General features: G+C 68.6%; 11 protein-coding genes. 5 read left to right on the top strand and 6 right to left on the bottom strand.

The window, feature by feature from the left end; genetic code table 11:
* The first annotated feature begins 8 nt into the window (after positions 1 to 8).
* The 3 genes from FHR73_RS04940 to FHR73_RS04930 are packed head-to-tail and all read left to right on the top strand — an operon-like array spanning position 9 to position 3,223.
* The gene (locus FHR73_RS04940; protein ID WP_007158561.1) at positions 9 to 1,028 is read left to right on the top strand and encodes an alpha-ketoacid dehydrogenase subunit beta; all 1,020 of its coding nucleotides are present in this window, start codon (positions 9 to 11) and stop codon (positions 1,026 to 1,028) included.
* A complete protein-coding gene (locus tag FHR73_RS04935) occupies positions 1,025 to 2,146 on the top strand; it encodes an acetoin dehydrogenase dihydrolipoyllysine-residue acetyltransferase subunit (protein WP_183629829.1) in 1,122 nt (373 codons plus the stop codon). The genes FHR73_RS04940 and FHR73_RS04935 overlap by 4 nt, the downstream gene beginning before the upstream one ends.
* Positions 2,147 to 2,158: 12 nt before the next feature.
* Positions 2,159 to 3,223, top strand: coding sequence for a 2,3-butanediol dehydrogenase (locus tag FHR73_RS04930; protein WP_183629828.1), 1,065 nt, complete (start codon positions 2,159 to 2,161; stop codon positions 3,221 to 3,223).
* 38 nt (positions 3,224 to 3,261) lie between these two features.
* Here FHR73_RS04930 and FHR73_RS04925 read toward each other — a convergent pair whose 3' ends face one another.
* The 3 genes from FHR73_RS04925 to FHR73_RS04915 form a co-directional block, all read right to left on the bottom strand.
* Positions 3,262 to 3,840, bottom strand: coding sequence for a glutathione S-transferase family protein (locus tag FHR73_RS04925; protein WP_183629827.1), 579 nt, complete (start codon positions 3,838 to 3,840; stop codon positions 3,262 to 3,264).
* Between the two features lie 66 nt (positions 3,841 to 3,906).
* The gene (locus tag FHR73_RS04920; protein ID WP_183630198.1) at positions 3,907 to 4,869 is read right to left on the bottom strand and encodes a class I SAM-dependent methyltransferase; all 963 of its coding nucleotides are present in this window, start codon (positions 4,867 to 4,869) and stop codon (positions 3,907 to 3,909) included.
* A gap of 71 nt (positions 4,870 to 4,940) precedes the next feature.
* Positions 4,941 to 6,413 (bottom strand): iron-containing redox enzyme family protein, encoded by a 1,473-nt coding sequence (locus tag FHR73_RS04915; protein ID WP_183629826.1) that lies wholly within the window; start codon positions 6,411 to 6,413, stop codon positions 4,941 to 4,943.
* Between the two features lie 271 nt (positions 6,414 to 6,684).
* Here FHR73_RS04915 and FHR73_RS04910 point away from each other — a divergent pair, with 271 nt between their 5' ends.
* On the top strand, positions 6,685 to 7,605 hold the full coding sequence (locus tag FHR73_RS04910) for a sensor domain-containing diguanylate cyclase (RefSeq protein WP_183629825.1): 921 nt from the start codon (positions 6,685 to 6,687) through the stop codon (positions 7,603 to 7,605).
* Here the strand turns inward: FHR73_RS04910 and FHR73_RS04905 are convergent.
* A complete protein-coding gene (locus FHR73_RS04905; RefSeq protein ID WP_183629824.1) occupies positions 7,602 to 7,910 on the bottom strand; it encodes a hypothetical protein in 309 nt (102 codons plus the stop codon). The two genes, FHR73_RS04910 and FHR73_RS04905, sit on opposite strands and share 4 nt — an antisense overlap.
* A 159-nt stretch (positions 7,911 to 8,069) precedes the next feature.
* Positions 8,070 to 9,689 carry a methyl-accepting chemotaxis protein gene (locus FHR73_RS04900; RefSeq protein WP_183629823.1) on the bottom strand — a complete coding sequence of 540 codons (1,620 nt, stop codon included), beginning with the start codon at positions 9,687 to 9,689 and terminating at the stop codon, positions 8,070 to 8,072.
* Positions 9,690 to 9,916: 227 nt separating this feature from the next.
* Here FHR73_RS04900 and FHR73_RS04895 point away from each other — a divergent pair, with 227 nt between their 5' ends.
* Positions 9,917 to 13,003 carry an ATP-binding protein gene (locus FHR73_RS04895; RefSeq protein WP_183629822.1) on the top strand — a complete coding sequence of 1,029 codons (3,087 nt, stop codon included), beginning with the start codon at positions 9,917 to 9,919 and terminating at the stop codon, positions 13,001 to 13,003.
* Here the strand turns inward: FHR73_RS04895 and FHR73_RS04890 are convergent.
* The gene (locus FHR73_RS04890; protein ID WP_183629821.1) at positions 13,000 to 14,316 is read right to left on the bottom strand and encodes an APC family permease; all 1,317 of its coding nucleotides are present in this window, start codon (positions 14,314 to 14,316) and stop codon (positions 13,000 to 13,002) included. The two genes, FHR73_RS04895 and FHR73_RS04890, sit on opposite strands and share 4 nt — an antisense overlap.
* Positions 14,317 to 14,363 lie beyond the last annotated feature (47 nt).

Genomic DNA, 14,363 nt, shown 5'->3' with positions numbered 1-14,363 from the left:
GCGCCACCATGGCCAGAAAGATCAGCTACCAGCAAGCCATCAACGAAGCCCTGGAACAGGAGATGCGCCGCGATCCCACCGTCTTCCTCATGGGCGAGGACAACGCCGGCGGCGCCGGGGCGCCCGGCGAACAGGACGCCTGGGGCGGCGTGCTCGGGGTCACCAAGGGTCTCTACCACAAATTTCCCGGGCGGGTGCTGGACACGCCGCTGTCGGAGATCGGCTACGTCGGCGCGGCGGTGGGCGCTGCCGCCCGCGGCACCCGCCCGGTGTGCGAACTGATGTTCGTCGACTTCGCCGGCTGCTGCCTGGACCAGATCCTCAACCAGGCCGCCAAATTCCGCTACATGTTCGGCGGCAAGGCGGTCACCCCCCTGGTCCTGCGCACCATGGTCGGCGCGGGCCTCAGGGCCGCGGCCCAGCATTCGCAGATGCTCACCTCCTGGTGGACGCACATCCCCGGGCTCAAGGTGGTCTGCCCGGCCACCCCCTATGACGCCAAGGGCCTGCTGATCCAGGCCATCCGCGACAACGACCCGGTGATCTTCTGCGAGCACAAGCTGCTCTACGGCATGCAGGGCGAGGTGCCGGAAGAGTCCTATGCCATCCCCTTCGGCGAGGCCAGCTTTCTGCGTGAGGGCGACGACGTCAGCCTCATCACCTATGGCCGCATGGTGCACCTGGCCATGGACGCCGCCGCCAATCTGGCGCGCCAGGGGGTGTCCTGCGAGGTGCTGGACCTGCGCACCACCAGTCCGCTGGATAGGGACAGCATCCTGGAAAGCGTGGAAAAGACCGGTCGCGCGGTGGTCATCGACGAAGCCAATCCGCGTTGCTCGGTGGCCACCGACATCGCCGCCCTGCTCGCCGAACAGGCCTTCGACGACCTGCGCGCCCCGGTGCAGCTGGTGACCGCGCCGCACACCCCGGTGCCCTTCTCCGATGCCCTGGAAGACCTCTATATCCCCGACGCGGCCAAGATCGAGCGCGCCGTGCTGAAGATCACCCAAGGGAGGCAGGCCGCATGAGCCAGATCCATACCCTGACCATGCCCAAGTGGGGGCTGTCCATGAGCGAAGGCCGGGTCAACGCCTGGCTCAAGGCCGAAGGTGACGCCATCACCAAGGGCGACGAGGTGCTCGACGTCGAGACCGACAAGATCAGCAGCAGCGTCGAGGCGCCCTTCTCCGGCACCCTGCGCCGCTGCCTGGCCCGCGAGGACGAGACCCTGGCGGTGGGCGCCCTGCTGGCCATCGTGGTGGAAGGCGAAGCCAGCGACGAAGAGATCGACGCCGTGATCGCCCGCTTCCAGGCGGACTTCGTGCCCGGTGGCGAAGACGCCGCCGAGGCCGGTCCCCAGGCCCAGCGCATCGAACTCGACGGCCGGCCGCTGCGTTATCTGGAACGCGGTGAAGGTGGCCTGCCCGTGGTGCTGATCCACGGCTTCTCCGGCGACCTGGACAACTGGCTGTTCAACCACGAGGCGCTGGCCGCCGAGCGCCGGGTGATCGCTCTGGACCTGCCCGGCCATGGCCAGTCCGGCAAGACGCTGGCCACGGGCGACCTCGCCGAGCTGGGCGCTGCTGTGCAGGCGCTGCTCGACTACCTGGACATCCCCCGCGCCGTGCTGGTCGGCCATTCCATGGGCGGCGCCGTGGCCCTGCACCTGGCGCAGGTGGCGCCCCAGCGGGTCGCCGGCCTGGTGCTGATCGGCAGTGCCGGCCTGGGTACGGAGATCAACGGTGACTATCTGCAAGGCTTCGTCACCGCCACCAGCCGCAACCAACTCAAGGGCCCGATCAGCCTGCTGTTCAGCGATCCAGGACTGGTCACCCGGCCGTTGCTGGAGGACCTGCTCAAGTACAAGCGGCTGGAAGGCGTGGACCAGGCACTGCACCAGCTGGCGGGCAAGCTCTTCCCCAACGGCCAGCAGACCCAGGTGCTGCGCCAGGTACTGGGCGGCGAGATGCCCGCGCTGCTGATCTGGGGCAAGGCCGACGCCATCATTCCGGTCCAGCATGCCGAAGGCCTGCCCGCGGCCGTCCAGGTCGAGATCCTGGAGGGCCAGGGCCACATGGTGCAGATGGAAGCCGCCGACCGGGTCAATGCCCTGATCCAGGCCTTTCTGCCCCGCTGCGAACGCTAGAGGAGTCCCATCATGAAAGCAGCCCGTTTCCATGCCGCCCGCGACATCCGGGTGGAAGACGTCCCGTCACCCGGCGCGCCGGGCCCCACCCAGGTGCTGGTCAGGAACCAGTTCTGTGGCATCTGCGGCACCGACCTGCACGAATACTTGGGCGGCCCCATCTTCATTCCCACCGCGCCGCACAGCTACACCGGCGGCCAGGTGCCGCAAATCCTCGGCCACGAGTATTCCGGCGTGGTGGAGGCCGTGGGCAGCCAGGTGACCGCGGTGAAACCCGGTGACCGGGTCTCTATCCAGCCCATGGTCTCGCCGCGGGACGACTACTACGGCCGCCGCGGCCAGTACCAGCTCAGCGAACAGCTGGCGATCATCGGCCTGTCCCATCCCTGGGGCGGCATGGCCGAGTACTCCCTGGTGGAGGACTACAACGCCATCCCCATGCCGGACGACCTCAGCACCGCGCACGCGGCCTTGATCGAACCCACGGCGGTGACCGTCTACGCCACCCACAGGGGCGGGGTGAAGCCCGGCGACAGCGTGCTGGTGGCCGGCGCCGGGCCCATCGGCCAGTTGCAGGTCATGGCCGCGCGCGCCGCCGGTGCTACCCGGATCTTTCTGGTGGATCTCAACGACAACCGCCTGGAGATGGCCCGGCGCCTGGTGGACGGCCTCATCACCCTCAATCCCGGCAATACCGATGTGCTGCGCGAGGTGCGCGCCCACACCGCCGGCGGTGTCGGGGTGGACGTGGCTTTCGAATGCGTCGGCGCCGAGGCGCCGCTGGGGCTGTGCCTGGAGGCGGTCCGCCGCCAGGGCGTGGTGGTCCAGGTGGGGATGCAGGGCAAGCCGCCGGCACTGGACGGCTTCACCCTGACCTACAAGGACGTCGACCTGCGCGGCTCCTGGTGCTACTCGACGCTGATGTGGCCCCAGGTGGCGGCCCTGATCGCCAGTGGCCAGCTGCCGGCGGAAAAGGTGGTGACCCGCCATATCGCCCTGGACGACGTCGTGGAACAGGGCTTCGAAGCCTTGCTGGACAAGGCCGGGACCCAGTTGAAGATCCTGATCGAGTTGTAGGGCTTGCCCACGCGGCCGGCCGCGTGGGGTTTCTCGCCCTACTGGAAGGTCGTCGCGCTAAAGCTGGGGCGTGCGGTGAGCCGCTGGTGGAAGGCCACCAGCCGCGGGTGCCCGGTCCAGTCGATTTCCGGCAGGCGAAAGCTCAGGTAGTCCAGGCCGACGGCCACCAGGTAGTGGCTGAAATCCAGATCCTCCGCATCCAGTGTGGAAGTCTCGTCCAGGCGCGTCAGCAGTCGGTCGATGGCGGCCAGTCGGCGGGCGCCCAGCGCCGACTCGTCCTGGGCCGCACCGCCATGCTTGCGGGCGATCACCGTGCCAAAGGCGGCGTCGATCAGGCCCTGGCCCAGGCCAGCCAATTGCAGGCGCTCGGCCGCGAGCGGATTGCCGCCGCCCAGCTGGTGCAGGTGGCCGCAGATCAGCAGGGTCTCGCCGAGGGCGATACCCTCGTCGGTGATCAGGACCGGGACCTTGTTGCCTGGGTTGGCTGCCAGCAAGGTCGGATCGTCGTTCCAGGGATCGCTCCACACCAGCGTCAGTCGCTCGCCGAAGCCGGCTTCGAGGGCGGTGACGCGCGCGGCGCGGGCATAGGGCGAGGTCTGGTTCAGCAGCAGTTGCATGGCGGACTCCGGGACACGGGTGGGCAGTAAAGACGTGCCCGCCAGTGTAGCCGCTGCAGTACGCCGTCAGTGCGGCCGGGTCACCGTAAGGACCACGGCGGCGATGCGATCGGTATGGGCATAGACGCCGCTCTCCAGCTCCTCGCCGAAAACATCCGGGTCCAGTTCGCGATAGCGCCAGGCGACCTCGTGACCGGCCAGGCGGGTGCGGACCTCTTCCAGGAAGGGATCGCGGCCCTCCACCATGGCGACCCCGGTGTAGAGCAGCAGGGTGCCGCCCGGGGCCAGGCGCTCCAGGGCCGTGTCGAGGATGGCCAGCGACAGGCCGGCGCCCAGCGGGCCGCCGCCATGGCGATAGGCACGCTCGCCCAGGTCGACCAAATAGGGCGGATTGGACAGGATGAAATCGAAGTCGCCGTCCACGTCCTTGAGCAGGTTGCTGTAGCACGCCCGCAGATTGTCGGCCCCGGCCAACGCGGCATTGACTCGGGTCAGCGCCAGGGCGCGCTCGTTGATGTCCACCGCCAGCACCTCGGCGTCGGGCCGCGCCAGGGCGACCAGGATGGCGCCAGGACCGGCGCCGCTGCCGATGTCCACCGCGCGGCGGATGGCACCGGTGTCATGGCGCAGCTGGGCTTCCAGGGCATTGGCATAGCGATAGGTGTCGGGGCCGAAGAACACCGCATCGGCCTCTTCAGTGGGATAGGCGGAATGCACGAACAGCTGGTCGCCCAGGCTGGATACCCGTACCCGGCTGCGCCAGCCGCCCGGCACGGGGCTCAGCAACTCGGCCGCGGCCAGGGCGTCGATAAGGGACTCCGGTAGCACCTCGTGGGAAAATGGCCGGCTCCAGCCGAAGACGCCTTGCAGATCCCGCGCCCAGGCATTGCCGGGTCGGGCGTTGACCCGGGCATGGGACGCCGGGGTCGGAGTGATGAAGTGATAGTCGGCTGCACGCAGCGTCTCGACCAGCAGCTTGAGCGCCGCGGCCGGGTCAGGGGTGGTGGCGGTGCGTTCGGGATGTTCCATGGCCGTCACGGGCAGGTCCTTGAGTGGCAATCGAAATGAACAAAGGACCCTTGCGGGTCCCTGCCTGGGCGTCAGCCCAACAGCGAGACGAACAGCCGCGTCGCCAGCAGGCCGGCGCGGCTGTGATGGCGCGCCGGCGACAGCTGCTCGACCAGCAGCGCCATGGCGGCGGCGCGACTGGGCTGGCTGGCCAGCCGCTGTTCCAGCGCGACCTCTTCGCGGTCGAAATCGCTGGCCTGGGCCCTGCTGGCATTCGCTGCCCCGCCCTGCTCCGCTTCCAGCGCCGGGCACAGGCGTTCCTGCTGGCGCTGGCGGGCGCGAAAGCTGACTTCGCGGCGCGGCAGCACGGCCACCCGCTCGCCGGTGGCCTGCTTGCGCGCGCCGTTGTGCACGAAGTCGCCGGCGATCCAGTCGTGGATCAGTTGCTGCTCGTAGGCGGTGAAGACGCCGAACATCTCCGCACGTTCGCCCTGGATCAGCCGCCAGAAGCGGCTGTTGACCGGGTCCTCGTGACGCGTGATCCAACCCTGTTCCTGCATCACCTGGAGGAAATCGGGAATCTGCGACGGATCGACTAGCCAGTCGCTGACACTGCGGCCACCGATGCGGCAATAGTCGGAATGAACGTAGCGGCCGACGCTGCTCTTTTCCGCCAGCACCTCGATGACCGCCTGCTCCAGATCGAAGCCGGCGATCACCGAGGTGGTGCTGGCGCCCAGTTCGTTGAGCAGATAGCCCTGAACCACGCGTTGGTAGAAGGCCGCGCGGCCGTCGGCGGGCATGGCGTCGTGCACCGCCTGGAGCGCCTTGCGCGCATGGCCGGTGCCGGCATTGTCGACGGTCACGTGCAGGGTGAAGTAGTAGGGATCGATGCCCAGTTCGTTGAGTTCGTAGGAGGTGATCAACAGGTGCAGCGGCAACTGCTCGTAGCCCAGGTTGAAACCCAGCACCTCGGGCAGGTAGTGATCGGCGTTATGGGCCAGGGCCAGCTGAATGGCGCCCTGGACATAGTGGTCGTCGCTCAGGTCGGCGAAGTCCTCGCAGCCGTGGCTGGCCAGCAGCTTGCGATAGAGCACTACGTGATTCTTGTCCGGTTGGCCGTCGCCCAGTTCTTCGAGGTAGATCTGGATGGCGGCGCGATAGCGCAGGTCGTCCCAGTGGGCCAGGGTGCCATAGAGCCAGGCGCCATCCACCAGCTTGGTCGGCGCCACGCCGCGCAGGAAATGCAGCGCATGGGCCTTGCTGCCGAAGTAGCGGCGCGGCGCCCCGGCCTTGCGCGCGGCCAGGTAGTCGCGGTACTGGGCGCCGACCCGGGCATTGTTGTCCAGCACCCAGGCTTCCAGACCCTCGGGGTCTTCCGGCAGGTCGGCGGTCATGCCGCCGACCGCCTGCAGCTGGTCATCGAGAAAGAGTCGGGCCTGCTCCTGCGCCATGGCGCCCGGGTGCTCCACCAGCAATTCCTGATAGAGCGATCTGGCGGGTTGTAGGGTGAGCGGGTTGGAGGCGGTGCGCTGGCCGGTAACGGCTCTTGTCGTGGTCTGCATGGAGGGCACATCTGGCAGCTGATGAATACCTCGTTCGGCCCGTGGGCGAGGCCTTGGTTCCGGGCAAGATCCGCACGGGAGCGCGCCGTCTCGCTTGTGGCCGTCAAAGGCGCAGGCTGGCGGCCCGCTGCCATTCGTCGGCGGCCGGTCCACACCGCTTCGTCTGCTGCCGCGCTGCGCGGCAGGCGACGGGTGACCTGACGAGGGACCTCATTTCCCCGGCTGGCGGGCCGATACCCTGAAAATCCATACGACCGCCAGGCCTCTGCCCATGTCCCCCGCCGATTCCGACGTCGATCTGCGCACCCTCCTCGATTCGATCCAGGAGTTCATCGTCGCCAAGGATGGGCGCGGACGCTGGCTGTTCGTCAATCGCATCGTGCTCGAAGCCTATGCCATGGTCGGCTTCGACTACGCGGGCATCACCGATGTCGAGTTGATCGAGCTATTTCCGACCCATGCCGAGGCCTTTCGCTACAACATCGAGACCGACGAGCAGGCCTGGCAGAACGGCGCACCTACCCAGATCGAAAAGTCCTTCCTGGGTCCGGACGGCCGCATCAACACCTGGGAGGTGGTCAAGACCCCGCACTTCGACGCCCAGGGTGGACGGCGGCTGCTGACCATCGTCAGTCGCAACGTCACCGAGCGCAAACTGGCCGAGACCGCGCTGCAGGAAAGCGAAAGGCGCTTCCGGTCGCTGGCCTACCTGGACGCCCTGACCGGCATCGCCAACCGCCGCAGCATCCTCGACCAGATCGCCCACTTCCGGGCCGGCAATACCAGCGGCCAACCCTGCGCCCTGTTCTATCTGGACCTCGACCGCTTCAAGGCCATCAACGACGAATTCGGCCATGAATTCGGCGATCTGCTGCTGGTGGCTTTCGTCGCCCGGGTCAGCGCCTGCCTGCGCCCTGGCGATCTGCTCGGCCGGATCGGCGGCGACGAATTCATCGTCTTCCTGCGCGAGACCTCCGCCGCGGCGGCCCTGGCCCTGGCCGAGCGCCTCTGCCGCGCGCTGCAGCAACCCTGGCAGCTGCAGGGCATCACCCTCGAGACCACCTCCTCCATCGGCATCGCCCATTGCACCGACGGCAGTCTCAATGTCCATGAACTGATCCGCCGCGCCGATGGCGCCCTGTATCAGGCCAAGCGCGCCGGACGGGCGCGGGTGGTCCTGGCCGAGGCCTAGAGCCGCTCGGTCGGCTGGGCGCGAATCAATATCTCGCGCTGGCGAAAGGCCGATTCCAGACGCCGCCGATAATCGGCCCACCAGGCCCGATCCAGGCCTTCGGCCATGACCTCGTAGACCAGCAATTCGTCGTCCTCGACGCGCTGCCCCTCCTCCTGGCACAGGCCATCGACCGGCGCCCGGCTGAAGGCGGTCAGCCCGCCGAAACGCGCCACCAGTTCCTCACGGACCTCCTGGAACAGCGTCCCGGGTAGGCGCTGACCGTCGTTGTCATTCAGGGGTAGCAGCAACTGGACGAGGTACATGGCCGTCTCTCCTGGGATCTTTCGCTGCAGACCCTTGGGGACCCCGAACCGGTTCCCGGCCGTTGGTCCTGCCATGCCTGCCTGCCTGCCGGTAGGCGGGAAACGAAAAGGCCCTGCCGAGGGGCTCTCGGCAGGGCCTTTCGCGCGTCCGACTGCCGATCAGACCGAGAAGCGACCGACCAGGCGATTCATGTCCACCGCCAGGCGCGAGACCTCATGGGCGGCCGCGGCGGTCTGGTGGGCACCGGCCGAGGTCTGGATCGACAGGTCGCGGATGCTGACCAGATTCTGGTCCACCGACCGGGCGACCTGGGCCTGCTCTTCCGAGGCCGTGGCGATGAGGAAATTGCGCTCGTTGATCTCGGTGATGGAGCGGGCGATCTCCGCCAAGGCAGCGCCGGCTTCGTTGGCGATCTTCAGGGTGGCGGTGGCCTCGTCGCGGCTGCGTTGCATGGCCTGGACGGCACCCTCCGAACCGCTCTGGATGCCGCCGATCATCTGTTCGATCTCACGGGTGGACTCCTGGGTCCTGTGGGCCAGGGCCCGTACCTCGTCGGCGACCACGGCGAAGCCACGGCCCTGTTCGCCGGCCCGGGCGGCTTCGATGGCGGCGTTCAGCGCCAGCAGGTTGGTCTGCTCGGCGATGCCGCGGATCACGTCGACCACGGTGGCGATGCCTTGCGCCTGCCCGGCCAGGGCGACGATCTGCTCGCTGGTGTGGGACACGGTGCCGGTCAGCGACTGGATGGCATTGACCGTCTCGGTGACACGGGCCGCGCCCAGACCGGTGGAGCGCTCGGACTGCTGCGCCGAGGTGGAGGCCGAGGCGGCGTTGCGGGCCACCTCCTCGACCGCGGCGGTCATCTCGTTGACCGCGGTAGCCGCCTGCTCCACTTCGCTGTTCTGCCGTTGCAGCCCACGGCTGCCCTCTTCGGTCACGGCGTTCATTTCTTCGGCGGCGGACGCCAGCTGGGTCGAGGCTTCGCCGATGTGGCTGACGGTGTCGCGCAGGGTCTGCTGCATCTGCACCGTGGCGCGCATCAGGTCCGCCATTTCGTCGCGACCCTCGGCCACGGCCGACACCCGCAGATCGCCGTCGGCGATACGCTGGTTGATGGTCAGCACCTGGCGCAGCGGCTGCAGGATGCTGCGGGTGTAGAGCACCGCCAGCACCACGGTGAGGACCACGGCCACGGCGGAGATCACCCCGAGGACCCAGAGGTTGTGGCTGTAGGTCTGGGTAGCCAGCTGGCCGGCCTCCTTGGCGCCGCGCTGGTTGAAGTCAGCCAGGGCGACGATCTTCTCCTGCAGGTCGTTGGTCAGCGGACGGATGTTGGCATTGGTAAAGGTAATGCCTTCGCTGGCCGGACGGGTCCGGGCGATGGTGAGAATCTCGTCCAGGCGCGCATCGTAGGCCTTGACGCCAGCGGACACGGCATCGGCCAACCGCTGCTCCTCAGGCGAAGCGACCAAGGCCTGGTACGCCGCAACCTCCTGTTGCAGCTGGCCACGCGTCTGAGTGATGGTCGCGGCGGCAATCTGCTTCATCTGCTCGTCTTCCGAGGCCACCATGCGCAGGGTCTCCAGGCGCAGGCGCAGAACCAGGGAGTCCATCTTCGCGGTCTGGGCGATGCTGGCCATCCAGTTGGTCTCGACATCCTGTTCAGCCTTGTACAGGGAATTCAGGCCCAGGGCGGAGGTGACGGCGAGCACCAGCAGCAACAGGGTGACGGCGGCAAAGCACACGGCCGAACGGGCCGACAATTTCAGGGTACGCATGGAGTAACTCCGGGCAGAAAAGGCAGATTCACCTCCTTCTGTTCGGCGCCACCCCCCCTGGCTGAATAGCCACCCATCGCCGATCAACGGCACCCCCTCGATAAGCTGCAGGCTAGAGCCGGCGCGGCCTCCAGCGATATGCACCGAGCCGACGACGGAATCGCAGCCCTGGCAAAAGGCCACTCGAACTCAGGCTAGAATGAGCCTTTTCCGCCATTGAAATGCCTATGTCGCCGACGAAGCTTCGCCCTGCGCATCTGGTCCCCCTGCGCAACCGCCTGCTGGCCATCGCCTTCGCCGGGATCGTGCCCCTGGCGCTGGTGGCCGGGCTGGGGCTTTGGCTGCTCGTTCATCACCAGCAGCACGAAGCCGAACAGCGTGCGCTGGAGTCCAGTCGCCAGGCGGCCACCACCATCGAAAGCGAATTGCGCCGTTCGGTGACCATCCTCCAGGCCCTGGCCGAGTCGCCGCTGCTGGCGGCGGGCGACCTGGAGGGCTTCGCCACCCTGGTCGAGCGGGTCCTGCCGCTGGTGCCGGGCTGGCGCACGGTGCTGCTGGCCACGCCGGATGGCCAGGTCGTCCGGCGCATATCTACGCACCACCGGCAGCCCGCGGGTCCGCTGGCCGAGCCGGACAGCTTCGCCGAGGTGGTCGCCCTGCGCCGCCCGGTGATTGGCCAGCTGGGCAAGGGGCCCTCCGGCCAACTGGCCTTTCCGGTGCGGGTGCCCGTGCAGCGCCACGGCCAGCTGGACTTCGTGCTGACCGCCGTGATGACCCCGGAGAGCATCCGCGTCGCCCGCATGACCCGCACCCTGCCCAAGAACTGGGTCGGTTCAGTGTTCGATCGCCAGGGTCTGCGTATTGCCCGCACCACCCTGCACGACGAGACCCTTGGCCAGGGCGCCACGCCGGGCCTGGCCAGGCTGCTGGCGCAGCCCGGTGACGAGGGCGTCGGCCTCGCCCGGACCCGCGAAGGCCATGACGTCTACACGGCCTTCGTGCGGCTGCCCGACTCCGGCTGGACGGTGACCACGGCCATCCCCAACGCGGAGGTATCGACGGCGGCTACCCGCTCCTTCGCCCTCTATGGCGGCGGCCTGGCGCTGTCGGTGGCCTTCGCCTGGGCGATGGCGCTGCTGCTGTCGCGGCGGATCAGCCGGCCGGTGCAGGCGCTGCAGGAGGCCGCCCAGGCCCTGGGGCAGCGCCTGCCGCCGGTGCTGCCGGACAGCGACGTGCTGGAGATCCGCCAGGTCGGCGAAGCCCTGCTGGCCGCTGCCGACGCCCGCAGGCTGATCGAAGAGGAACGCGACGACTACCTGCGCAGCCTGCAACTGAGCCAGGACCAGCTGCACCTGCAGGTCGCCGACTTGGAGGTCCTGCAGCGACTCAATCACCGCCTGCTGCAGTTGCCCTCGCTGCCGCAGCAGTTGCAGGAGATCCTCGAGGTTCTCTGTCGCTTCCACCAGACGTCCCAGGGCTGCGTCTCGCTGCTGGAAGACGGCAAGCCACCGCAGCTGTATTTCGCGGCCGGTTTCTCGGCCGAGGATCAGGCTCAGCTGGCCGCTCTGCCACTGGCGGAGAGCGCCTGTGCCGCCGCCGTGCGCAGCGACACCCGGGTGGTAGTGCCGGCGCTGGCGAGCGCACCCGAATTCGCCGCCCTGGGTGCACTGGGCCAGCACCTGGGCTTCGCCGCCCTGCATGCCGTGCCCCTGCGCAGTACCCTGCACGGCACCCTGGGCGCCATCACCGTCCACCTACCGGAGGCCCGCGAGCCCACGCCGCGCCAGCAGCGCCTGGCCGACCTGTGCGCCTCCAAGGCGGTGCTGGTGATCGACCGCGCGCGCATCCAGGAAGCCGCCCTGCGTTCGCAACGCCGGCTGCGGGTGGCCTTGGAAAGCTCCCAGGTGTCCTTCGGTATCGCCGTGCCCGCTGCCACGGGCACTTTCAGCTGGGACTATCTCAACCCCATAGGCGCCACCACCCTGGGCCTCGACAGCAGCGCCGCGAGCGCCCGCCTGCCCTGGGCCAGTGCGCGAATCCTGCAGCTCTGCACGGAGCACCAGGCCGGCGAGGCGGCCTGGTCCGTCGAAGCGCAGGGCCCTGATGCCAGCGGCGCCAGTTGCTGGCTGCAGATCAGCGCCACGCCCTTCGACGGCAACATGGCGGTCTGGTTTCTCGACATCAGCGAGCGCAAGCGCCAGGAGCAGCAACTGCGCGACAACGACCGGCAAAAGGACGAATTCCTTGCCGTACTGGCCCATGAACTGCGCAATCCCCTGGCGCCCATCCGCAACGCGGCGGCGCTGATCGCCGCGCCCCAGGCCTCGCTCGAACAGCAGCAGCGCAGTTGCCAGACCATCGAGCGGCAGGTGGAGCGCATGGGCGCCCTGCTCAACGACCTGCTGGACATCTCGCGCATCACCTTTGGCCGCATCACCCTGCACACCGCATTCGTAACCCTGCAGACGGTGCTCCAGGCGGCCGCCGACGCGGCCCAGGCGCCAATGCAGGACAAGGGCCAGAGCTTCGCGCTGCAACTGCCCGAGGCGCCGCTCTGGCTGTACGCCGATACGCTGCGCCTGGAGCAGATCTTCATCAACCTGCTGGGCAACGCCGCCCGCTACACCCCGGCAGGCGGTCGGATCACCCTCGCCGTGCAGGCGGGCGCCGACGAGGTGCGGGTGGAGATCGCCGACAACGGCATCGGCATCGCCCCCGAACGCCTGACCGACCTGTTCCAGATGTTCGGTCAGATCGATCCCCGCCTGGCGGAACGCTCACCGGGCCTGGGTATCGGCCTGGCGCTGTCCCGCGAACTGGCGCGGCTGCAGGGTGGCGACATCACCGCGACCAGCGCCGGCCTGGGTCAGGGCAGCCGCTTCACCGTGAGCCTGCCGCTGACCGTGGCGCCCCCGGCGGCCGTGGCGGAACCCGCCGCAGCGGCGACGGCGCTGCCCGCCACGCGGCGGATCCTGGTGGCGGACGACAACCCCGACATCGCCGACACCATCGCCGAATTGCTGGAGCTGGACGGCCACGAGGTGCGCGTCGTCTACGACGGCCAGGCGGCCCTGACGCTGTTCCAGAGCTATGACCCCGACATCGTCATCTCCGACATCGGCATGCCGGGCCTGACCGGTCACCAGCTGGCCCGGGCGATCCGCGCGACCCCGGCCGGCCAGGCGGTCAGGCTGATCGCCATGACCGGCTGGGGCCAGGCCCAGGACAAGGCTGAGGCCCTGGCGGCCGGCTTCGATCATCATCTGACCAAGCCGGCCGACATGCAGACCCTCTATGCCCTGGTGGGCGCCTAGGCGGTGACCCGGCGCGCACCGGCCAGTCGCGTCAGCCCATAGAGCGCCACCCCGACCAGTAGCATCAGGCCGGCGCGCCACCAGGTCGCGGCGCCCTGCTGGGTCAGCAGCAGGGCACAGGAACCCAGCGCCAGCACCGGAAAGAGCCAGTGCACCCGGAAGTGCGCGTGCTCGACCCGGTCGCGCTTGAGCACCAGCACCGCCAAATTGGTGCTGATGAACACCACCAGGAGCAGCAGCACCACGGTTTCGGCCAGCACATCCAGGGTGCTGGTATAGGTCAGGGCGATGGCCACCGCGGTAGTGGCGAGGATGGCGATCCCGGGGGTCTGACGGCGCGGCAGCACCCGGCCGAGCACCGGTGGCAGCAGGCCCTGGCGGGCCATGCCATAGGCCAGGCGGCTGGCCATGATCATGGTCAGTAGCGCGCCGTTGGCCACCGCGATCAGCGCAATGACGGCGAACAGCCGGGTCGGTACGCCCAGCCCCGAGGCGCCGAGCACGTCCATCAGCGGCGCACTCGAGGCCTTGAGCTGGTCGACCGGCAGCACCAGGGCGGCGCCAGCGCCCACCAGCATGTAGACGATACCGGCGATGACCAGGGCGCCGAAGAGCGCCCGCGGATAGACGCGGCTGACGTCACGCACCTCTTCGGCCAGATTGGCCGAGGTCTCGAAGCCGACGAAGGAATAGAAGGCCAGCAGCGAGGCGCTGAGAATGGCCACGGTCGCCGAGGGCGCATCCACCTCCAGCAGTCGCGCCGGCTCGCCCTGCCCCTGGGCGACGAACCAGGCGGCTGCGGCGATGACGATCACCAGGCCCGACAACTCGACCAGGGTCATCACCAGATTGACCGACAGCGATTCCTTGATGCCCCGGGCGTTGAGCAGGCCGATGAGCACCAGGAAAGCCAGGCAGACCCAACTGGCCGGCCAGGGCACCAGGGCCTGCAGATAGCCACCGGCAAAGGCCACCGCCAGGCCCGCGGCACTGGTGACCCCGGCGGCCAGCATCGAGAAGCCCACCAGAAAGGACAGCCAGGGTCGGCCGAAGGCCCGCTCGGCAAACACTGCCGCGCCACCCGCTCTGGGGTACTTGGTGACCAGTTCGGCATAGGAGGCGGCGGTCAGCAGGGCGAACAGCAAGGCGATCAGCAAGGGCGCCCAGATGGCCCCACCGACCCGCCCGGCGATGGTCCCGGCCAGGGCGTAGACGCCGGCGCCGAGCACGTCGCCGAGAATGAAGAACAGCAGCATGGGCAGGGTGATGGCGCGTTTGAGCGTAGCGGTTGCGGGAGAGGATTCCGTGGCCATGCGCGGGGTGCTCCTTGAGCGGTCTGGGGACGGGCGCGGGCCCTTGC

It is taken from the genome of Pseudomonas sp. AS2.8 (assembly GCF_014190935.1).
Classification (GTDB): Bacteria; Pseudomonadota; Gammaproteobacteria; order Pseudomonadales; family Pseudomonadaceae; genus Chryseomonas.
This window is presented reverse-complemented; position numbering and strand designations above follow the sequence as displayed.